Genomic DNA, 22,415 nt, shown 5'->3' with positions numbered 1-22,415 from the left:
ACAGAGATAAAAAGAAATTCAATGTATACAACATTCTTCCTTTATTCTAAAAAAGAAGGAGGGAGGAAATCGTGAGAAAAAATAGTGCATTAGTGGCAGCCGTTGTTTTTTCCATTATTATTGGATTTTCCTTTATGTTTATCAAAATTGCCTTAACATATGAAGGACAATTACTAATATTAGCGCAACGATTTACATTTGCCTTTTTAGGATTGCTTCTATTACTAGCCATAAGACCGATTAACTTAAGGTTAAATCGGAAGGAAGTTATGTTGGTGTTGGTTATTTCGCTGATTTATCCGATTCTGTTTTTTAGCAGCCAGATACTTGGACTTAATCAGACAACTGTTACAGAAGCAGGAATCATCCAAGCTATTGCTCCTGCCATAACGGTTCTATTGGCACGATTATTTTTGAAAGAACAGATTCAAAGAATACAAGGAATAGGAATCTCTTTGAGCATTGCAGGAGTCGTTTTTTTACAGCTGATGAATAACTCGGGAGGAAATGAATTTCATCTAATCGGTAACCTGTTGATTATATTATCTATTTTGGCCATGGCCATTTGGCAAGTGATGTCTAGAAGCGCAACAAAAACAGTGGCTCCAATCCAAATTACGATATATATCATGTTCAGTGGCTTTCTATTCTTTAATGCTATGTACTTTATAAACGGTGGATCTGTCAATGAATATGTGGATTCCGTAAAGGAGATTCCTTATTTGTTATCGATTTTATTTTTAGGAGTTCTATCTACACTCGGTACGTCATTATTGTCTATTTACGCCGTATCCAAATTACCGGTTATTCAAGTGAGTGTGTTTAACAATGTTACTACTTTGATAACAATTCTTTCGGGCGTATTGTTTTTAAGCGAGTCGTTCCATTATTACCATGTTATCGGTGCGATGGTAATTATTTTAGGAGTTATTTTGGTGAACGCTAAGAAGAAACCGGATTGCTCTAATGCAACATAAAAATGCCATTCAAGAATTTGATGAAATAAGAAAAAACTCAATGTTTTGGAAGGAAGTATTTATGAGGATATTCAGCGCGGTGTATCATCGTATGGTTTTGAAAAATCTATTTTGCGACTACGAGAATCGCAGTAACTGTTATGCAAAAAAAGGTGGAGGGAAGTAGCTCAATCCCGCCTACTGAAAGCATTCGCCCAAAGAGGAAATTAACAGCTTTACTTCATACAAAGACTGTAGATAAACTCTCAAATTTTCTCGAGTTTATCTACAGTCTGATGCATTCGTATCGATACAAATGCATTATTTTTTAGAACACAATGTCAAAACTTCTATCATAATGAGGATTAACAGACTGATTAGGAGTGATAGTTGCTTAATTGAAAAGGGCTGGAGCAGTACCAAGGATTGTATTTTGATAATAGTTTATTTACGGGAGGTATATAAATGGTTCATATTAATGGTATAAAATCAGAAGTAAAAACAATTACTGTACTTGGTACAGGAATTATAGGTGCTCCTGTGGCTGCAAATTTACAAAAACATAAGTTTGATATTACACGTGCCGAATTACAAAGGTTTCAACGTGCGGTTGATAAAGGACATGGTGACAAAGATATGGTAGCTTCCGGGTTAGCAGGGAAAAAAGGTGAATAAATCGATTAGAATAGACAATGAAGAAGCATTACACACCGAAAAACTCCCAATATGGAATCTCATCGCACTATCAGTTGCCAGTTTTCTTGCCATTATGACAGAAACGATACCTGCCGGCTTACTTCCGCAAATCAGTCAAGGGCTTGATATTTCAGAGTCATTGGCAGGTCAGTTTGTCACACTTTTTGCAATTGGATCGGTTGTAGCAGCTATCCCACTTGTTGCATTAACACAAAGATGGTACCGGAAAAAAGTGTTGTTAATGGCACTATGTATTTTGTTTTTTGCCAATACATTAACAGCACTTTCACCGTATTATGTGCTTACCTTGGTATTACGTTTTATTGCAGGAATGGCTACTGGATTGCTCTGGGGACTGGTAGCAGGATATGCGCGTCGTATGGTAGCACCGCCTTTACAAGGTCGTGCACTAGCTATCGCAGGAACAGGACAGCCGATTGCATTGTCACTGGGTGTACCAATTGGAACTTGGTTGGGGATGTATCTGGAATGGCAAGCCATCTTTTTAATTATCAGCGGGGGGACACTCCTTTTAATGATATGGATTTATACGAAAGTACCAGATTATCCTGGACAAACTACCGGACAGCGTCAATCTATTTATGAGATCCTCAGATTGCCTGGTGTACGTCCAATACTGTGTGTTGTATTGGTATGGATCTTGGGTCATAATATTCTCTACACCTATATTGCCCCATACATGACTCATGTCGGACTTGCCAATCATGTAGGTTTTGCTTTATTTACTTTTGGTATTACGTCGATAGTAGGCATTTGGATCATTGGTATATATATTGATCATCATTTACGCTTGATGACAATAATTAGTCTGGGAGCTTTTGCAATTAGTTCCTTGGTGTTAGGAATCGCAAATGGGATGACACTGCTCATTTTTCTTTCCATAGCTGCTTGGGGACTAACTTTTGGCGGAGCACCAACGTTATTGCAAACAGCCATGGCAGATGCTACCGGAGAAGGTGCAGATGTTGCACAATCTATTTTTGTAACGATATTCAACCTTTCCGTAGCTGGTGGTGGATTTGTAGGTGGATTAATGTTAAATCAAATGGGAGCAGGTTCTTTTCCTTGGATACTTTTATTATTAAGTTTAATTGGTTTATTGATAGTATACAGAAAAAAAGAACAAGCATTTAAGCCTCGTCGGCAGTAAATAGTAGTATATTAAAATTTTATTAGAGTCATTAAATGTTTATCTCAGTGAATATGTCGAAACTTTGATAAAAGAAACACCATTTACATTTCTGCTTGTTCAATGAAAATAAAACAAGCAGGAATGTTTTGTTTTTTTGTGAAATCCCACTTAATCCAAATATCATTCAGCTTCAGATTGATAAATGCTAATCGTACTTCACTAAAATTTAAAAACTAAAATAGACTGCATTAGTAAACAATCGTGCATATCTTCATCCATGCCTCAATAGGAATTTTCTTGTTCATCCCGAAGTTTTCGTATGGAAATCTCCGCTAATGGCTGGCATAGTGTTAGCCTTTGTATTTTTTCGTTTTATAACAAGAGGTACACGATAAGTGAAGTGGTTGATTGGAGTGGAGACTGAGCGACTCCTTGGGGATTAGCGTCACAGATGAGACCCTGGAGCGAGCAGCGCGAGTGAAGCGGCTCATCGGACGCCCCCAGGAAAGCGCTCAGTCGGAACGGAAATCAACCCCTCGCTTTGCCGAAGCTATAATCTATTATTGTTTTCTAAGTAATTCTCCACAAAAAATTTCGATATCCTTATAAAATCCTTATAATCATTTCCTACACTATAGTCATCGAAAGGAAGATGATTATAGATGGAAGATATTATTTTACAAACAGAAAATCTTAGTAAAAGCTTTAAGGGGCAAAAAATTGTAGAGGACTTGTCGTTAACGATACCTCGCAATACTGTTTACGGTTTACTTGGTCCAAATGGTGCTGGGAAATCAACAGCGTTAAAAATGATAACAGGGATGCTGCGTCCGAATGCAGGAAAGATTCTTTTGAATGGACGTGAATGGAATCGAAATGATTTAAAAGACATTGGTGTATTAATTGAAACACCACCGCTTTATGAAAATTTAACGGCAAGAGAAAATCTAAAGGTTCGAACGATTGCCCTCGGATTGCCACAGTCACGTATTGATGAAGTATTAAGAATTGTTGACTTAACCAATACAGGAAAAAAACGAGCAGGACAGTTTTCGTTAGGAATGAAACAACGCCTAGGAATAGCTATTGCGTTATTAAACTATCCAAAGCTTTTAATACTTGATGAGCCAACGAATGGCCTCGATCCAATCGGCATTCAAGAGCTTCGGAAACTGATTCGCTCTTTTCCAGAGCAAGGGATTACTGTCATTTTATCTAGCCATATCCTGTCAGAGGTAGAGCAGGTCGTTGATGAAATTGGCATTATAGCGGGAGGAAAATTAGGTTATCAGGGAGTTGCGCCACAAGGACAGGAATTAGAATCATTATTTATGCAAGTAGTGTCTACCAATAGAAAGGCAGGCATGTAACATGATATCAATTATGAAGGCTGAAAGATTAAAATGGAAAAAGACTTTTATTGTTAAATTAGTTTGGCTAGCACCCATAGTGGGGATAGTACTAACTGCATTATTAATGGGAGGAAGCTATTTTCAAAAGGGTGCTTATAATTGGTGGTATACAATGCTCTTACCAGGTGCTCTGACGATATGTTGTGCAATAGTGGTGGAAAAAGATGCTAAATTGAAATATCATAGTATTCTCGCAATGCCGATTGATCTGAAGAAGATTTGGTTTGGCAAAATACTTGCATGTAGTGCCTGGTTGTTATTAATTTCACTTATTTTCTTTGCAGGAATTACTGCTGGTGGAATACTTTTTGGTAATAGCTTTTCTTTCATAAATAGTCTTACAGGTAGTTTGTTAATTTTCGTAACGTTTTTATGGCAAATTCCACTTTGTTTATTCCTTACGGCAAAATTAGGAACTTATATGGCTATTTTTATAAATTTAGTCGGCAATCTTGCTGGTATGATTGCATTTGCTATTGGGGATTTTTGGTATAGTGTTCCTTACGCCATTACAGCAAGACTAATATGTCCAACATTAGAGATTTTACCAAATGGTCTGCCAGTGCCTGAGGGTAGCCCTTTATTAAGCATGTCGGTTATAGTTCCAGGTATATTAATTGCTTTAGCATGGTTTGCATTACTTAGCTTCTTTACTGCACGTTGGTTTCAAAAAAGGGAGGCGAAATAGTGTATGGTAATGTTAAGATTACTTAGAGCAGAGTTTCTTAAAACAAAAAGAACGCCATTTTTGCTCACACATCTAATTGTACCTATTATTATTTCAGGGATATTTTTAGCATACTATACTTACTCACCATGGGGTTTTACTGATAGGGTAACGGCTTATCTTCAAGGAGTTGCATGCGGGTTTCCAATTATTATTGGATTAGTTTGTGCAATGGTAGCTGAGCAAGAAGCAACTGCAGGACATTTTCAGGAGATGCTAACAGCTACTAAAACAAAAATAGTTGCCTATTTAAGCAAGTTACTATTGTTATTATTATATAGTTTTGGAGCAATATTACTGTCTGTCGGTATTTTTAGTGTTGGTTTTATTGACCTTTTGCATGAAGATACTTTTGGTTATCAATTTTATTTTATAGCTGGATGTATTCTATTTGTAAGCTTTGCATTTTTATATATTTTACATTTTTTTGTTAGTCTTCATTTTGGTAAAGGCGCCTCAATCGGGTTAGGGATTGTGGAATCACTTTTAGTAGCCTTACTGCTTACTGGACTAGGTGATGGTATTTGGTCATTTATACCTTATGGTTGGGGTGGTCACTTTGTTACATTATGGACAATGAAGGCGTCAGGGCTTGACCTATCAACGGTGGAAGTAGGACTACGGGAAGGTATTATTGCTTCAGTTTGTGGAACATTGCTAGTGTTAGTCCTATCTTGTTTATGGTTTTGGAAATGGGAAGGAAGAAAAACAGAAGGTTAGGGAAAATGATGAGGGTAGAAATATGGCAAAAGTATTAGCAGTAGATGATGAAAAAGGTATTTTAGTATTGATAAAAAATGCATTACTAAAAGACGAGCATTTAGTAACGGCAGTCTCTGATGCAACAGAAGTAAGTAAAATGAATCTTGGTGCCTTTGATTTAATTTTATTGGATGTGATGATGCCCGAAATTGATGGATTTACTTTATGTGGCCAAATACGTCATGCTGTAGATTGTCCTATCCTTTTTTTAACGGCTAAATCGTTGGAGGAGGATCTAATGTATGGACTAGGTCTTGGCGCAGATGATTATATTATCAAGCCGTTTGGAATCGGAGAGCTACGTGCGAGAGTGAATGCACATTTGAGACGCGAAAAAAGAGAGAGACGTAGTATTCTTTTTGTAGATAATGTTCACTTCAATCTATCGGGCAAAGAGCTGTTTGTAAATGAAGAGAAGGTAATGCTGACAAAAAGTGAATACGAAATATGCGAATATCTAGCTCGAAATAGAGGACAGGTGTTTTCTAAAGAAAAGATTTATGAAACTATTTTTGGATTTGATGGGAAAAGTGACAGTACTGCTATTACTGAGCATATTAAAAATATTCGTTCAAAGCTACATACTTTTAATGTTGACGCCATTGACACTGTTTGGGGGATCGGATATAAATGGAGACAATAAAGCCCACTAAAGGCACAAGACTACATACTTTTTTTCTTCGTTATCTCCTTTTCCTAAGTTTAGGCACCATTCTGTTAGTAGTACTACTAATCAGTTTAACGTTGTTTGCCCTTTCTACCAACATCGTATTACCAGCAAATTATGCAGAAACTCAAATTTCATTATCAAGGGATCGTATTGCGTCTAGTAGTTCAGTTACAGCTGATATGATCCCAGACCTTGTTGATTACACAGTCTTTTCTAAAGAAGGCAAACTTCTTGCAGGAAATCTTTCAGAGAAGGAAGCTTTTAAAGCTTGGGATGCAATGAAAAATGAACAATCTCAAGGTATCACCCAATTTTACTCGTTTATAGAGCGAGAAAATGAGATTTGTATATTACAGTATGATATATTGCCACAGTATCGTTCGACTATAATGAGGAAGTATTTACCTAATCCACAGCTGTTAGATATTCTATTGTTTATTATAGGGGTTATAACTATAGCAACTGGCCTTGCGATCCATTTTGGAAGAAAGCTCAAGAAAAAAATGTTTGGCTTGCAGGAAGCGATTGAAAAAATACAAAATCAAAATTTGGATTTTACGATAAGCCCTTCAGGAATACGTGAAATAGATGAAATATCCATTTCTCTTGAGCAAATGAGGGAGGCCTTAAACAGCTCTTTAAAACAGCAATGGGAATCTGAACAGGCACGTAGAGAACAAATTTCTGCTCTTGCTCATGATCTAAAAACACCGCTCACAATTATTCGGGGGAATGCAGAGCTTTTGCAGGATACGGTTCAAGATGATATACAAAGGGAATATAATGACTATATTTTGAAAAATACAATGGAAATAGAAAGATTCACAAAAGAGCTAATTGATATATCGAAAATGGAGAAAAATATCGTTCGGGAAAAAACGAATGTTAAAACGGATGCATTGATGACAGAAGTAGAAGATCAAATGAGAGCTCTTTCGTTGGAAAAAAGGCTTCAAGTGGATGTCCAAAAGGAAATGCTTCCTGCACTTATATTGCTTGATGAAGAGCGGTTCTATCGTGCGATTTTAAATGTCATTGCCAATGCTGTAGAGCACACACCTGAAAACTCTAAGGTGACATTAACTGTTCAAAGCGCTTCTGACTTTATTCAGTTTACCGTTACCGATAGCGGCCGTGGATTTTCTCCGAGAGATTTAAATGAGGCTACCAAACAATTTTATCGCGGAGATCCAAGCAGAAATGCAGGAGATCACCATGGGATGGGACTTTATATTGCCCAGTCCATTGTTCAGAGTCATGGTGGAAAACTGCTAATTTCCAATGATTCATCAGCTGGTGGGGGTAAAGTGACCATAACAATCCCAATCAATTTCTCCCTGACGTAATTGCCTTTCCTGTCACTTTGTTTTCGGAAGATAAACAAAATTATTCAAAATGCGGTTAATTATTTACCGATAGAAGGATTTTTTGCTTATGCCTATTTTGGTGCGCAACAAAAATTAGAGAGTCTTCTAATAGAGTGTTTATTAATATGATATTAGATAAAATGTATACCGTGTATATAAGTTGATTGGAGTGGAGGCTGGGCGACTCCTTGGGGATTAGCGTCACAGATGAGACCCTGGAGTGAGCAACGCGAGTGAAGCGGCTCATCGGATGCCCCCAGGAAGCTTTGCTCTGTGCGAAAGCGTAGTACTAACGTAGCGGCAGCAACAAAGCGCCCAGCCGGAACGGAAATCAACCTCACGTTATGATGGCGAGCCTTAAATTAATAAATACCTTGAGAAAAGAATGATTTTGGCAAATTTGCTAATATCATTCTTTTTGTTTTTGTTGGAAAGGGAAAAAATGGGGAGCGTGTTCGGGCAATAGTATTGTAAAAAATGCTACAATAAAAGAAAAAAAGAAGAGGCGATGCACGTGGATAACGTCATTGATTTTATTGCAAAGAAAAAAGAACGCGAAGAAAGACAACGTGCCCAGGATTTAGAAAGGTATGTTGCGACACAATGTGATTTTCATCAACCAGAAAATATTGATGCACTTGTTGATGGAAAAATGATTGAGGTCAAGGACCATACGTTGTTTTTAGGTTTTCTCTCGATATTAAAAGATGAAAAAATTGATCCACTTGATATTTTTCAGGATGTTTTTACATTAGAACCTGCCCGCTTCGAAATGTCCTACAATATGAAATGGTGGTCAGTTGTACAGCTTGCTTTTACATTTTTAACAATTTTAAAGGAAAACGAGCCGCATACATATGCAGATTTTCTTGGTTTACAAAATTAATCTAGAGTATGTGCACGTCCTGGAACGCTACATAAACGTGCGCATACAGAACTAGATTCCTACTTACTCCTCTAAAACTTTTACAATCCCCCCTTCAATTAATAATTCCTTAATAATTTTTACTGAATATTTTAACGTCCTCCATACTTGCTTAATGTTTGTTTCCTAACATAAATGTTGTAAGGCAAATGAAAACAAACATAAACAAATGGAGGTTCCAACTCATGGCAATTCAAAAGTTGTGGAAGAAAGGTCTAATCGGAGCATTAGCAATTTCAATGTTGGCAGCTTGTTCTGACGGTTCATCTAGTGCGAATGAAGTGAAAAGTGATTTGACACTTGAAGAGATGACGAAAAAAGCACAAGAAGAAGGCACTGTAAATTCGGTCGGCATGCCAGATACTTGGGCTAACTGGGTAGAGACTTGGAATGATCTTGGTACTAAATATAGCCTTAAGCATAAGGATACAGACATGTCGAGTGCTGAGGAGCTAGCGAAGTTTGAGGCGGAAAAGGATGATGCCACTGCGGATATTGGTGACGTCGGAATTGCCTTTGGACCGATTGCTAAGGACAAAGGTTTAACATTACCGTACAAAACATCTTATTGGGATGAAATACCTGACTGGGCAAAGGACAATGAAGGCCATTGGATCGTGGGTTACACTGGAACCATTTCATTTTTAACTGATAAAAACAACGTCAAAAATGCCCCGAAATCTTGGGAGGACATTAAAAACGGAGATTACACTGTCAGCATTGGTGATGCTTTAACAGCGAATCAAGCACAGTTTGCTATTTTAGCAGCTGCAATGGCATTTGGTGGCAATGAATCGAATATTCAACCTGGAATAGACTTTTTTGCAGACTTAGCAAAACAAGGGCGTTTAAAAGGAGATCCGACTGTAGCGAATTTAGAAAAAGGCGAAATTGACGTAGCCATCTTATGGGATTTTAATGCACTTGGCTATCGACACCAAATTGATGAGAAACGTTTTGATGTCGTTATTCCATCAGAAGGTTCTGTAACATCAGGTTATGCAACGATCATTAATAAATACGCTAAAAATCCTTATGCAGCAATGTTAGCTCGTGAATACATTTTATCCGATGCAGGACAAGAAAATTTAGCAAAGGGTTATGCTCGTCCAATTCGTGACAAAGTTCAATTGTCTCAAGATGTTCAGAAGCTATTATTACCTGCGGACATGTACAAAAATGCACAGCCAGTAAAAGACCAAAAGAAATGGGAAGAAACAACAAAGCAAATTCCACAACTATATCAAGAGCAGGTATTAATCCATGGAAAATAATAAAGTTGTTTTAATTGTCGTAGATGCACTTCGCTTTGATACAGCCTGTACCCATATGGGATTTATGCACCATTTAGTTGAACGTAAAATTGCGGCACGCTACAAGGTTTGCTCAGAGGTCCCATCACTATCAAGGCCTTTATATGAAACGATTTTAACGGGGACACCACCCATTGTACATGGAATAACGAGCAATATGACAGTGCGTTTATCCACGCAAAATAGTTTATTTCATTTAGCGAAAGAAAACGGTCTGTCTACAGCAGCAGCTGCCTATTATTGGGTAAGTGAGCTATATAATCGTTCACCATTTGTGCATATGGAGGACAGGCTACAATTAGATACACATTTGCCGATTGAGAATGGACTGTTCTACTTTGAGGATCACTATCCAGACAGTCATTTATTTGCGGAAGCTGCTTGGCTAATGGATCAAAAGCAACCAGATTTCTTATATATTCATCCGATGAATGTAGATGATGACGGTCATAAATTTACGGCTGACTCTGCGCAATATCGAAATCGTGTTTTAGCAGTGGATGCTTTATTATCTTTATTTATCCCAAAATGTCTTGCACAAGGCTATGAAGTGATCGTGACAGCAGATCATGGGATGACGAGTGATGGTAACCATGGAGGCACAACAGGTGAGGATCGTCATGTACCGATGTTTGTTATTTCGAATTATGTTAAAGCGGGCGTTAAGGATGAGGTTGTATCACAGTTACAAATTGCTCCGCTATGCTGTCATTTATTGAATATCGAACCATCTGATGAAATGGTTCCGCTGTTAATAGAGGGGATGCATTCTTTAAAAAAGGCTTAATTATCATTATTTATTCAAGTGTGTAATTGATTCATTATCGAAGTTTGGTAATGACATTTTTAAAACATATGCCTTGTATTAGTTGATTGGAGTGGAGACTGGGCGACTCCTTGGGGATCAGCGTCACAGATGAGACCCTGCAGCGAAGCGGCTCATCGGACGCCCCCAGGAAAGCGCCCAGTCGGAACGGAAATCAACCCCACGCTATGGTGATAATTCTTCTAAATGAAGTGATTAAATCAACATTAATCTAAATGGCCGCTATTAAATAAAGAAAGAAGTGATTGTTTTGATTTCGAAGCGGCAAACAGTTGCCTGGCTTTCTCCTTTTCTAGTACTTGTCTTGTTATTTTTCTTAGTACCGTTACTGTATATGCTCATCACAAGCTTTCAAAATAGTGATGGTTTTACACTCGCACAATATCAATCTGTACTAACGAATGATTACATTTTACAAGGCTTTAAAAATAGTATTACACTGTCCGTTATTTCGGCAGTCATTGCCTTAATTGTTACCCTATTTGCTGTTTATGCGATTATGAGATTTTCTGAGCCAGTGCGCGAGAAAATTTTAATACTGACAAACTTAACATCAAATTTTTCAGGTATTCCGTTAGCTTTTGCGTTTATCGTATTACTTGGTAATAGTGGGCTTTTTACATTGCTATTCGATAAATGGGGTATCGGCACATTATCATCATTTTCTCTTTATAGCTGGGGTGGCTTGTTACTGATTTATATTTATTTTCAGCTACCATTAGCTTTAATGCTTTTATACCCAATCTATGATGGAATTCAGCAACAATGGAAGGACGCAGCAGCATTACTGGGAGCTTCTACTTGGCAGTTTTGGATGAAGATTGGGATCCCTGTTATGCTTCCAGGGATTGTTGGAACATTTAGCGTATTGTTTGCCAATGCAATGGGTGCGTATGCCTCAGCCTATGCGCTAACTAGCAGTAATTACAATTTAGTAGCCATTCGTATTGGCTCTCTTATTAAGGGAGATATTTTTGCTCAACCAGAGCTGGCAAGTGCTATTGCTGTAATACTAGCAGTAACGATGGTGACGGCGATGCTGTTAAGTGAATGGAGCATTTCAAAAACAAGGAGGAAGTTATAGTGAAAAAAAGAGGCTTTGCTGATTTATTTTTCCTCCTGTTAGTGGTGTATTTAGTGTTGCCAGTTGCTGCAACAATGCTTTACGCCTTTGCGACAAAATGGAATAAGACCATTTTGCCAGAAGGATTAACATTTAAATGGCTTGCTACATTATTTCAGGATGCAGAATTTATACAGGCGTTTGGACGTTCTGTTTTATTGTCGAGTGGGGCTGTAGTGGTTGCATTGCTCGTTATCGTACCAGCTATTTTTGTGATCGTGTTGTATTTTCCAAAATACGAAAAATGGATTCAGATGGCTGTTGTGATGGTGTATTCATTTCCTGGAATTATTTTAGCAGTTGGGCTCATTCGTGTTTACAGCAAATTTGGTGTGCCGATGATTCTCGTAGTTTTAGGGGCATATGTTATCGGTATCCTACCTTACATTTATCAGGGGACACGCAATAGTTTACGGAATGTAGATGCACGGCAGCTTTTAGATGCAGCACAATTACTGGGAGCATCGAAAGTGCAGGCATTTACTAAAATATTATTACCTACTGTTTACCCAGGCTTATTTGCAGGTGCATTATTATCGTTTTCCGTACTTTTTGGAGAATTTGTACTGATTAATCTTGTTGTCGGTTCTCGCTTTGAAACAGTACAAATTTATTTAATGAAGAAGCTTAGTACAAGTGGACATATTGCTAGTGCAGTTGTCTTTATTTATATCGTTCTTATGGGCTTATTAACGTTCGCTATTGCAACATTAACGAAACGATCGAAAGGTGCTACAAATCTATGAGTTATATTGTGATTGAAGGACTTCATAAAAAATATGGATCAACGACGGTTTTATCAAATATAAATATGAAGATTGAAAAAGGTGAATTTATAACTCTTTTAGGTCCGAGTGGCTGTGGTAAGAGTACAATCCTACGTATATTAGCGGGCTTAACAGATGCATCTGCGGGAAAAATTATCATAGAAGACAAGGATATGAATGGTGTTCAATCAAAGGATCGCCAAGTTGGTATGGTGTTTCAATCATATGCGCTATTTCCAAATATGACAGTGAAAGAAAATGTAGCCTTCGGTTTACGCATGCAAAAAGTAAATACTGCTGAAGTGGATCAACGTGTTCAAGAAATGCTTGAAATCGTGCATTTAAGTGAAAAAGCGAATGCATATCCGAAAGAATTATCTGGAGGTCAGCAACAGCGTGTTGCCCTTGCTCGAGCGCTAATTGTACGTCCAAAAGTATTGCTGTTAGATGAGCCGCTCAGTGCGTTAGATGCCCAAATTCGTAAGAAACTTCAAGCAGACTTACGAGCGATTCAACAAAAGCTAGGTATAACGATGATTTTAGTGACGCATGACCAAGAGGAAGCAATGGCTGTTTCTGACAGAATATTTGTGATGAATAATGGGATGATTGCACAAAGTGGAACACCTACTGCGATTTATACAAGCCCTGAAAGTGAATTTATCGCTAATTTTATCGGACATTACAATGTTTTTAAGCGTCAAGCCCTTGAGAAAATGATTGGCGAGACATTGCCAAAAGAATACTCAAAATTTGCGATTCGACCAGAAGCCATACATCTCAATCAGAGGCAGGGGGATGTTTGTATGACTGGAGAGGCGAAGCAGTCATTAATGAGCGGCAATGTTATTCGGACAACGTTAGAGGGTGAAAGTCTCTTTACGATGGAACAGCTACACCAACGAGGGCATTCGTTTGAACTTGGTAAGCAATATGTGTGCTATGTGGCGAGGGAAGATGTGATTGCATTATCATGACATATGCAAAAATTGAACGTTTTGAATTTATTTTAAAACAATTAGAGGCTGATGAAAAAATTATTGTTGCCAATATTGCAGAAGAATTACAAGTGGCACCAGAAACGATTCGTAGGGATTTTGATGAGCTAGAGCAACAGCATTTATTAACGAGAGTACACGGAGGAGCTGTAAAGTATACGAACGTTAGAAATGAACCAGCATTTTTGCGCAAGCTTCAAATGCAAAAAGAGGCAAAGCGCGATATAGCTCGTTTAGCAGCTAGTCGTATATGTGATGGGGATACTATCGCGGTGGATACAGGGACAACGACTGTGCATATTGCAGATTTTTTATTGGCAGTCAACGATATAACTGTCGTAACCAATTCAATCGCTGCAGCTGTACAATTTAATTTGGCTATAGAAGAGCGGCGGATGACGGGGAAAGTTATATTACTTGGAGGAACGACCAATCCAAGGCAATCCTCAGTAACAGGAGCTATGACATTAGAATTATTAGGAAATATGAATTTTGATAAAGCATTTATATCGTGTGGTGGTATAAGTGATGGTATCGTGTACGATTATGATTTGGATGAATCGTTAATTTCTAAAAAAATGCTTGACCGTAGCAAGATGAACTTATTATTAGCGGATGCATCTAAAATAAATGGTAAGTCCTTTTATCAAATTTGTCACATTGAAGAGTACTCAGAAATTCTTTGTGATATATCTTGCCCATTAGAGTGGCAAATGTATGAGGGAAAGTGGACTGTATGCAATGGAGGGAAATCGGCTGATTGATTATCATGTACATTTAGAGGAGGGGCCATATTCATTTCGATGGCTGGAGCGTACTTCTCAGGCAATTAGATTTTTTAATGAGGATGAAGGAGCAACAAAAGGTTCTAAAGCATTTATAGAGCTACAAATGCAGCAGTTATCAAAGCGTTTACAGAATGGGTGCTATAGTGAAGAATGGTTAGATTTATATTTACAACAAGCAAAGCAGCTTGGTTTGCGCGAGGTTGGGATTGTCGACCATCTATATCGTTTCAAAGAGACGCGAGCATACTTTGAGCGATATATGCAATTAGATGACAATGAAGTTGGTAGAATTCAGCGTTACTGGCTTGATCGTGTGATGACGGAAAGCATGGATGATTTTGTGTCAGCTATTAATCGATCAAAGGAAAAGTGGAGTCGCCATGGTATTTCCTTAAAGCTTGGCATTGAGGCAGATTATTTTGTCGATGGTGAGGAAGAATTAGCATCATTATTAGAAGGATATCCGTGGGATTATGTCATCGGATCTGTCCATTTTGTCGATGGCTGGGGCTTTGATAATCCTCAAACACAATATATATTTGAGGACATGGATGTAGCAGCCTTACAGGATAACTTTGCACGATTTTTTGCTACAGTAGAAAAAATGATCATCTCGAATATGTTTGATTTTGTGGCGCATTTAGACAACTTTAAAGTGTTCGACTATCAAGTGAAGGACACGGCTTTTCTTGACTCTTGGTATGAAAGAATTGCAAAGGCACTTGTGACCACACAAACTACCACTGAAATAAATGCCGGTTTATATTATCGCTATCCAGTAAAGGAAATGTGCCCTGGCCCCCGTTTCTTGCAAATTTTAATTGAACACGGTGTAGCCTTTACAGTTTCCTCAGATGCGCATTTCCCAGACGATTTAGGCAAACGTACATTTGCCAATGCAGATTTGCTTAAGAGCTTCGGCGTTCAATCGATCGTTGGGTTTGATCAACGCGAAAAACAATATATAGAACTATAATAAACGTCGCCGTTGATGAATATCTTCGGTGATTTTTTGTTTTTAGGAAGGGTGGTGGATGGGCTTCGGTGAGGTGATGGATAGGTTGAGCAAAGCGACGGATATAATCATTAAAGTGAAGGATGGAGCCAGCGAAACGATGGATAGATTGATCAGAACGACGGAAAGAAAAGGCAGAGCGACGGATAGAAAAGGCAAAGTCGTGGATAGAAAGGTCAAAATCGTGGATAGAATCATCCAGCGACGGAAAGAACCGGCGAAGTGACGGAAGGAATCGTCCAAGCGACAGAAAGAACTGCCGAAATGACGGATAGAAATCAAAGCGACGGAAAGAACCGGCGAAGTGACGGAAGGAATCGTCCAAGCGACGGAAAGAACTGCCGAAGTGACGGTAAGATATGCCAAAACGACGGAAAGAACTGCCGAAGTGACGGTAAGATATGCCAAAGCGACGGAAAGAACCGGCAGAGCGACGGATAGAAAAGGCAAAGTCGTGGATAGAAAGGTCAAAATCGTGGATAGAATCATCCAGCGACGGAAAGAACCGGCGAAGTGACGGAAGGAATCGTCCAAGCGACAGAAAGAACTGCCGAAATGACGGATAGAAATCAAAGCGACGGAAAGAACCGGCGAAGTGACGGAAGGAATCGTCCAAGCGACGGAAAGAACTGCCGAAATGACGGATAGAAGTCAAAGCGACGGAAAGAACTGGCGAAGTGACGGAAGGAATCATCCAAGCGACGGAAAGAACTGCCGAAATGACGGATAGAAATCAAAGCGACGGAAAGAACCGACGAAGCGACGGAAGGAATCATCCAAGCGACGGAAAGAACTGGCGAAGTGACGGAAGGAATCGTCCAAGCGACGGAAAGAACTGGCGAAGTGACGGAAGGAATCGTCCAAGCGACGGAAAGAACTGCCGAAATGACGGATAGAAATCAAAGCGACGGAAAGAACCGACGAAGCGACGGAAGGAATCGTCCAAGCGACGGAAAGAACCGACCAAGTGACGGAAGGAATCGTCCAAGCGACGGATAGAAAAGTCAAAATCGTGGATAGAGCCGTCAATAACGTGGATAGAACCGTCAAAATGATGGATAAAATCGACGAGGCAACGGTAGAAACTATAGAAGTGAAGGGTAGCAGTCAAAGCGAAGGAAAGAACCGGGGAAGCGACGGAAAGAACCGGCAGAGCGACGGATAGAAAAGTCAAAATCGTGGATAGAACCATCAAAATGATGGATAGAAGCGCCAAAGTGATGGATAACCCCCGCCCCCGCAAAACTGACGAATCCCCCCTGCAACCTAACAAAAATATTCATCTAGCTAAGCGTAATTAAGTCTAAACCGCGACATTTAGTACGCAAACCTTGTAGGATGTTGCCATTATTCAGTATAATAGTAAAATGGGAATTCAAATGTATGGAATTCGTTTGAAAGGAGTTACCTGATTGCAATGAATGAAGAACAACGCTTAGCAAATCAACAAGTCAATCAACCAAAAAAAGAAGATAAGCCTGAAAAGGATTATAGTAAATATTTTGAAACGGTCTTTACGGCACCTTCATTAAAAGATGCTAAAAAACGTGGGAAAGAAGAAGTTAAGTACCATAAGGACTTTAACATTGCAGAAGAGTTTGCAGGTGTGGGTACGGGGCGTACTTTTTATATTCGTACGTATGGCTGCCAAATGAACGAGCATGATACGGAAGTGATGGCTGGGATTTTTATGCAGCTGGGTTATACGCCTACAGATGTGATTGATGAAGCTGATGTAGTGCTACTGAATACGTGTGCTATCCGTGAAAATGCAGAAAACAAAGTATTTGGAGAACTGGGCTTCCTACTAAAATATAAACGTAAAAATCCAGAAATGCTTATTGGGGTTTGTGGCTGTATGTCACAGGAAGAATCCGTTGTAAATAAAATTTTAAGAAGTTATCCACATGTCGATATGGTGTTTGGTACACATAATATTCACCGTTTACCGAACATTTTAAAAGAAGCATATATGTCTAAGGAAATGGTCATTGAGGTTTGGTCTAAAGAAGGCGATGTTATTGAGAATCTGCCGAAAAAACGTCTTGGTTCCATTAAAGCTTGGGTAAATATTATGTACGGCTGTGATAAATTCTGTACGTATTGTATTGTACCTTATACGCGTGGTAAGGAGCGTAGTCGCCGTCCAGAGGAGATTATTGCTGAAGTTCGTGAATTAGCGGCTGCGGGCTATAAAGAAATTATGCTGCTGGGGCAAAATGTCAACGCTTACGGCAAGGATTTTGAGGATATTGAATATCGACTTGGTGATTTAATGGATGAATTACGAAAAATTGATATTCCACGCATTCGTTTTACAACGAGTCATCCACGTGACTTCGATGATCATTTAATCGAAGTTCTTACAAAACGTGGTAACTTAGTTGAACATATTCATTTACCAGTACAATCTGGTTCAAATGATGTGCTAAAAATTATGGCGCGTAAGTATACACGTGAGCATTTCCTTGGATTAGTAGCGAAAATTAAAGCGGCTATTCCGGAAGTAACACTAACGACTGATATTATCGTAGGCTACCCTAATGAAACAGAGGAGCAATTTGAGGAGACATTATCCTTATACCGTGAAGTAGGCTTTGAAATGGCCTTTACTTATATTTATTCTCCTCGAGAGGGTACACCTGCTGCCAAAATGGTGGATAATGTACCTGAAGAAGTGAAAAAAGAACGTCTTCACCGTTTAAATGAAGTTGTAGGAGAATACTCTCGCAAAGCATTAGAGGGCTTGAAAGGTGAAGTAGTAGAAGTCTTAGTCGAAGGTACAAGTAAAAAACGCGAGGATGTGTTAGCTGGCTATACGCGTAAAAATCGTCTTGTAAACTTTAAAGCGCCAGCAGATCTAATTGGTCAATTAGTGAAGGTAAAAATAGTTGAGGCTACTTCTTATTCACTAAGTGGTGAGTTCGTAGAAGTAGTAAAAAATGAAAAGGTGGAAGCGTAAATGTCACAAGTATTATATACAAAAGATGATTTAATCAAGAAGTCACACGAAATTGCGCATATGATTGCCAATACGCCAGAAGTTGAATTTTTCAAAAAGGCTGAAGCGCAAATTAATGAAAACCAACAAGTACGTGAGCGTATTGCAGGCCTAAAAAGCCTACAGAAGCAAGCTGTTAACTTCCAACACTTAGGGAAAGAAAAAGCGCTTAAATTAATTGAAGATAAAATCGAAAAAATTGAAGAAGAAATCAACTCAATCCCAGTGGTTCAACAATTTAAAGAATCTCAAGTTGATGTCAATGATTTATTGCAATTAGTTTCGAACACAATTGCTAACAATGTTACAAATGAAATTGTCCGCTCAACTGGTGGGGATTTACTTCGTGGAGAAACTGGCTCATACGTAGCCAATACAACACCAGGCAGCTGCTCATAAACATAATAGAAGTAATAGCTCGAATGCTGCATTCGGGCTATTTTTATGGGTTTAATACTCGTAGAAATTAGCGCAATTCAGACAAAAAAGTATGAAAAAGTCAGTAATTTGATTCTATAAAAATATATGTTCACCCAATAGGCGCTACCTGCATATGATGGAGTGAAAAGAGTCAAAGGAGGAATTGCGCTGAAACGTTTACGACAAATCGTGACGAGAGCAGTAGTTGCCAAAGGGAAGAAGAGAACGGAAGAACGTGTAACATTAAGTCCATCGAATAAACCGACGAGTATACTCGGGTGCTGGGTTATCAATCATACTTGCTCCGCGAAAAAAGTCGGTAAGTTTGTAGAAGTATCAGGGAAGTTTGATGTCAATGTATGGTATGCCTATAGTAGTCATTCGAAAACAGCAGTGTTTTCTGAAACGGTGCACTATAAAGACAAAGTGAAGCTTTCATTTAGAGAAGGCGAAGTGAGTACTGGTGATGATGTTCGTGTACGTGTCGTTCAAGAGCCAAACTGCATAGAGGCAATCATCTCTCCATGTGGTACGAAGTTTGAAATCGTAGTAGAACGTGAAGTTGTAGTAGAGGTAATGGGAGAAACGACGATTTGCATTAGTGTACATCCACTAGATTTCGAAGAGGAATGGAACTTTGATGAGAGCTCATCTTCGTCTTCATCTAGCTCCAGTTCCAGCTCATCGTCTAGCTCGAGTGAAGAAGGTAGGTATGTTTTAGAGTCCTCATCGTTTCCTGATGAACGACCAAGATAATACTGAAGATTTTATACATGCGAAGCGCTAGCATCTTAAAAAAAGGTGAATTAAGCGTTTCGCATGTATCTTTTGTTATAATAAAAATATCTATATGGTTAGAGCGAGGTAAATTTTAAAATGACAACATATACACCAATGATGCAACAGTATTTGCAGGTAAAGGAAGATTACAAGGATGCCTTTTTATTTTTTAGATTAGGCGATTTTTACGAGATGTTTTTTGAGGACGCTATTAATGCCTCTCAGCTTTTAGAAATTACATTAACGAGCCGGGACGCGGGTGCAAAAGAGCGTATTCCAATGTGTGGCGTTCCGCATCATTCGGCAAAAAATTATATTGAAACTCTTGTGCAAAAGGGTTATAAGGTTGCAGTTTGTGAGCAAACAGAAGATCCAAAGCAAGCAAAGGGTGTAGTGAAGCGTGAAGTTGTACAGCTTATTACACCAGGTACGATCATGGAAGGTAAGGCGCTTGATGGTAAAACCAATCATTTTATTGGTGCTGCGGAGCAATTCGACGATATGACATTTGGCTACGCTTATTTAGACTTATCTACAGGTGAAGCAGTAGCCTCCTCGATTGAGGGCGACGGTAAAGCACTTTTATTGCAAATGCAAGCATACGGTATTCGTGAATTAATTGTAACAGAAAGTTTGCAGCTTCTTTTAGCAGAGCATGCAGTAAACGCAGGTATCGTCCTTTCTATTGGAACAGATGAAATGACAATGGATAAAGCCGCGCATTATTTAGATGAGGTGCCAAATGATTTGCAAATTGCGTGCCTTCGTTTGCTCGCTTATATCGATAAAACACAAATGCGTTCTTTATCACATATTCAAGCATTTACTTACAATGAAATGAAAAATTATTTACGTATTGACTCTAGCTCAAAGCGTAATTTAGAGCTTATTCAGTCTATTCGCGGTGGCGATCAAAAGGGCACACTTTTATGGTTGTTAGATGATACAGTGACAGCAATGGGTGGACGTAAGTTAAAACAATGGTTACACCAACCTCTTGCTTCACGTGCTGCCATAGAAGAAAGACTAGCAAACGTCACTGATTTATTAGAGGAATACTTTGTAAGAACAGAGCTTCAGGCCTCTTTAAAACAAGTATATGATTTAGAGCGTTTAGCTGGGCGTGTAGCTTTTGGTAATGTTGGTGGACGAGATTTAGCGCAGCTACGTGATTCATTGCGTCAAGTACCTGCTATTCAGCAGCAATTACTTGGTACCGATAAAGAAACATTGCAAAAGCTAGGTGCAGCGCTTGATATGTGTGCAGATGTAGAGGCACTATTAGCTCGTGCTATTACAGACAATCCACCAATTACAATTAAAGAGGGTGACGTCATTCGCGATGGCTATGATGCGCGCTTAGATGAACTACGCTATGCTTCTCGTAATGGGAAAGATTGGATTGCACAGCTAGAGCAAGAGGAACGGGTGAAAACTGGCATTAAAAACTTAAAAATCGGCTACAATCGAATTTTCGGTTATTATATTGAAATTACGAAATCTAATATCCATTTAGCAGATTTAACACGTTATGAACGTAAGCAAACGTTGGCAAATGCCGAGCGTTATATTACACAAGAGCTTAAAGAAAAAGAAGCGTTAATTTTAAATGCTGAGGAAGAAAGTTTAACGTTAGAGTATAACTTATTTGTGGCAATACGTGATGAATTAAAGGTATTTATTCCACGTGTCCAAGCATTAGCGTCAAGCATTAGTGAGCTAGATGTACTATTAAGCTTTGCGAGTGTTTCAGAGAAATACCGTTTTACGAAGCCGGAGTTTCATGGCGGACGTTCGCTAGAAATTATTGAAGGGCGCCATCCGGTTGTTGAGAAAATGCTTAATAAGCAAATGTATGTACCAAATGATTGTGTACTTGAGGAAAACAACAATATGATGCTTATTACAGGTCCGAATATGTCCGGTAAAAGTACGTATATGCGTCAAGTTGCACTAATTGTTGTCATGGCGCAAATGGGCTGTTATGTGCCTGCTGAAAAAGCTAGATTACCAATTACAGATCAAATCTTTACACGCATCGGTGCAGCAGATGATTTAGCTGCGGGACAATCAACATTTATGGTGGAGATGTTAGAATCTCAGCACGCCATTACGCATGCTACAAAAAATAGTTTAATGTTGTTTGATGAAATTGGTCGTGGGACATCTACTTATGATGGTATGAGTCTTGCTCAATCCATGATGGAATACATCCATGACAAAATTGGAGCAAACACGCTATTTTCAACTCACTATCATGAATTAACGGCACTCGAAAAGGAGCTTTCTCGACTGCAAAATGTACACGTATCGGCTACTGAAAAAAACGGCACGGTTGTCTTTTTGCATAAGGTGAAAAAGGGCGCTGCCGATAAATCTTACGGAATTCATGTAGCACAGCTTGCACAATTGCCAGAGGAAATTTTAGCAAGAGCACAAGTGCTGCTTGAAAACTTCGAGGCCGGAAACGAAGCTGGAAACGAAGTCAGAAACGAAGTAGCCGTCTTACAGGAAGTTGATGAAAAGCCAGTTGTTGAACAGCCAAAGCAAATGTCACTATTTACGGAGGAAGAAGTAATCTCTCCAGCAGAGACAGAGGTGCTTAAAAACCTAGAAAAAGTAAATATTCTGGGCACTTCACCGATGCAAGCGATGAATATTTTATACGAATTACAGCAGCAACTAGTAAACGCAAAAAAGTAAAGGAGTGATGCGC

At 38.9% G+C, this 22,415-nt stretch carries 22 protein-coding genes; 20 read left to right on the top strand and 2 right to left on the bottom strand.

The window, feature by feature from the left end; translation table 11 throughout:
• Positions 1 to 71 precede the first annotated feature (71 nt).
• From ACQKOG_RS00750 to ACQKOG_RS00675, 16 genes are all read left to right on the top strand, one after another.
• Positions 72 to 977 carry a DMT family transporter gene (locus tag ACQKOG_RS00750; protein WP_402868048.1) on the top strand — a complete coding sequence of 302 codons (906 nt, stop codon included), beginning with the start codon at positions 72 to 74 and terminating at the stop codon, positions 975 to 977.
• Between the two features lie 444 nt (positions 978 to 1,421).
• Entirely contained in the window at positions 1,422 to 1,631 is a 210-nt protein-coding gene (locus ACQKOG_RS00745) for a hypothetical protein (RefSeq protein WP_402868046.1), read from the top strand.
• Complete coding sequence (locus ACQKOG_RS00740) at positions 1,624 to 2,823, top strand: MFS transporter (RefSeq protein WP_427444440.1); 1,200 nt, start codon at positions 1,624 to 1,626, stop codon at positions 2,821 to 2,823. The genes ACQKOG_RS00745 and ACQKOG_RS00740 overlap by 8 nt, the downstream gene beginning before the upstream one ends.
• A 644-nt stretch (positions 2,824 to 3,467) precedes the next feature.
• The gene (locus ACQKOG_RS00735; RefSeq protein ID WP_370075139.1) at positions 3,468 to 4,175 is read left to right on the top strand and encodes a lantibiotic protection ABC transporter ATP-binding protein; all 708 of its coding nucleotides are present in this window, start codon (positions 3,468 to 3,470) and stop codon (positions 4,173 to 4,175) included.
• Position 4,176: 1 nt separating this feature from the next.
• A complete protein-coding gene (locus ACQKOG_RS00730) occupies positions 4,177 to 4,905 on the top strand; it encodes a lantibiotic immunity ABC transporter MutE/EpiE family permease subunit (protein WP_370075138.1) in 729 nt (242 codons plus the stop codon).
• A 3-nt stretch (positions 4,906 to 4,908) separates the two neighbouring features.
• Positions 4,909 to 5,664, top strand: coding sequence for a lantibiotic immunity ABC transporter MutG family permease subunit (locus ACQKOG_RS00725; protein ID WP_370075137.1), 756 nt, complete (start codon positions 4,909 to 4,911; stop codon positions 5,662 to 5,664).
• A 22-nt stretch (positions 5,665 to 5,686) separates the two neighbouring features.
• On the top strand, positions 5,687 to 6,349 hold the full coding sequence (locus ACQKOG_RS00720; RefSeq protein WP_370075136.1) for a response regulator transcription factor: 663 nt from the start codon (positions 5,687 to 5,689) through the stop codon (positions 6,347 to 6,349).
• Positions 6,337 to 7,722, top strand: a complete 1,386-nt coding sequence (locus ACQKOG_RS00715) for a sensor histidine kinase (protein WP_427444434.1) — start codon at positions 6,337 to 6,339, stop codon at positions 7,720 to 7,722. Before ACQKOG_RS00720 ends, ACQKOG_RS00715 begins: the two co-directional genes overlap by 13 nt.
• A gap of 529 nt (positions 7,723 to 8,251) precedes the next feature.
• Positions 8,252 to 8,629, top strand: a complete 378-nt coding sequence (locus tag ACQKOG_RS00710; protein ID WP_370075134.1) for a 2-oxoglutarate ferredoxin oxidoreductase subunit beta — start codon at positions 8,252 to 8,254, stop codon at positions 8,627 to 8,629.
• Between the two features lie 224 nt (positions 8,630 to 8,853).
• Complete coding sequence (locus tag ACQKOG_RS00705) at positions 8,854 to 9,942, top strand: ABC transporter substrate-binding protein (protein ID WP_427444430.1); 1,089 nt, start codon at positions 8,854 to 8,856, stop codon at positions 9,940 to 9,942.
• A complete protein-coding gene (locus tag ACQKOG_RS00700) occupies positions 9,932 to 10,768 on the top strand; it encodes an alkaline phosphatase family protein (protein ID WP_427444427.1) in 837 nt (278 codons plus the stop codon). Before ACQKOG_RS00705 ends, ACQKOG_RS00700 begins: the two co-directional genes overlap by 11 nt.
• Before the next feature lie 280 nt (positions 10,769 to 11,048).
• Positions 11,049 to 11,891: an ABC transporter permease gene (locus ACQKOG_RS00695; protein ID WP_402868032.1), complete on the top strand. Its 843-nt coding sequence runs from the start codon at positions 11,049 to 11,051 to the stop codon at positions 11,889 to 11,891.
• Complete coding sequence (locus ACQKOG_RS00690) at positions 11,891 to 12,676, top strand: ABC transporter permease (RefSeq protein ID WP_370075130.1); 786 nt, start codon at positions 11,891 to 11,893, stop codon at positions 12,674 to 12,676. Before ACQKOG_RS00695 ends, ACQKOG_RS00690 begins: the two co-directional genes overlap by 1 nt.
• Positions 12,673 to 13,674: an ABC transporter ATP-binding protein gene (locus ACQKOG_RS00685; protein ID WP_427444422.1), complete on the top strand. Its 1,002-nt coding sequence runs from the start codon at positions 12,673 to 12,675 to the stop codon at positions 13,672 to 13,674. Before ACQKOG_RS00690 ends, ACQKOG_RS00685 begins: the two co-directional genes overlap by 4 nt.
• Positions 13,671 to 14,459, top strand: a complete 789-nt coding sequence (locus ACQKOG_RS00680; protein WP_427444419.1) for a DeoR/GlpR family DNA-binding transcription regulator — start codon at positions 13,671 to 13,673, stop codon at positions 14,457 to 14,459. The genes ACQKOG_RS00685 and ACQKOG_RS00680 overlap by 4 nt, the downstream gene beginning before the upstream one ends.
• Positions 14,437 to 15,459, top strand: a complete 1,023-nt coding sequence (locus ACQKOG_RS00675) for a histidinol phosphate phosphatase domain-containing protein (RefSeq protein WP_427444416.1) — start codon at positions 14,437 to 14,439, stop codon at positions 15,457 to 15,459. The genes ACQKOG_RS00680 and ACQKOG_RS00675 overlap by 23 nt, the downstream gene beginning before the upstream one ends.
• Here the strand turns inward: ACQKOG_RS00675 and ACQKOG_RS00670 are convergent.
• Both ACQKOG_RS00670 and ACQKOG_RS00665 read right to left on the bottom strand, forming a co-directional pair.
• Positions 15,392 to 16,192 (bottom strand): hypothetical protein, encoded by an 801-nt coding sequence (locus ACQKOG_RS00670; protein ID WP_427444413.1) that lies wholly within the window; start codon positions 16,190 to 16,192, stop codon positions 15,392 to 15,394. The genes ACQKOG_RS00675 and ACQKOG_RS00670 overlap by 68 nt on opposite strands.
• A gap of 78 nt (positions 16,193 to 16,270) precedes the next feature.
• Positions 16,271 to 16,714: a hypothetical protein gene (locus ACQKOG_RS00665; RefSeq protein WP_427444410.1), complete on the bottom strand. Its 444-nt coding sequence runs from the start codon at positions 16,712 to 16,714 to the stop codon at positions 16,271 to 16,273.
• Positions 16,715 to 16,915: 201 nt separating this feature from the next.
• Here ACQKOG_RS00665 and miaB point away from each other — a divergent pair, with 201 nt between their 5' ends.
• From miaB to mutS, 4 genes are all read left to right on the top strand, one after another.
• Positions 16,916 to 18,460, top strand: a complete 1,545-nt coding sequence (gene miaB, locus ACQKOG_RS00660) for a tRNA (N6-isopentenyl adenosine(37)-C2)-methylthiotransferase MiaB (protein WP_370075122.1) — start codon at positions 16,916 to 16,918, stop codon at positions 18,458 to 18,460.
• On the top strand, positions 18,461 to 18,898 hold the full coding sequence (locus ACQKOG_RS00655; RefSeq protein WP_370075121.1) for a RicAFT regulatory complex protein RicA family protein: 438 nt from the start codon (positions 18,461 to 18,463) through the stop codon (positions 18,896 to 18,898). It abuts the gene before it with no gap.
• Positions 18,899 to 19,060: 162 nt separating this feature from the next.
• Positions 19,061 to 19,675: an outer spore coat protein CotE gene (gene cotE / locus ACQKOG_RS00650; protein WP_370075120.1), complete on the top strand. Its 615-nt coding sequence runs from the start codon at positions 19,061 to 19,063 to the stop codon at positions 19,673 to 19,675.
• A 120-nt stretch (positions 19,676 to 19,795) separates the two neighbouring features.
• Positions 19,796 to 22,402 (top strand): DNA mismatch repair protein MutS, encoded by a 2,607-nt coding sequence (mutS, locus tag ACQKOG_RS00645; RefSeq protein ID WP_427444405.1) that lies wholly within the window; start codon positions 19,796 to 19,798, stop codon positions 22,400 to 22,402.
• Positions 22,403 to 22,415 lie beyond the last annotated feature (13 nt).

It is taken from the genome of Lysinibacillus sp. NPDC093216, assembly GCF_050280325.1.
Lineage (GTDB): Bacteria > Bacillota > Bacilli > Bacillales_A > Planococcaceae > Lysinibacillus.
The sequence above is the reverse complement of the archived record's forward strand: the minus strand, read 5'-3'. Positions and strand labels throughout refer to the sequence as shown.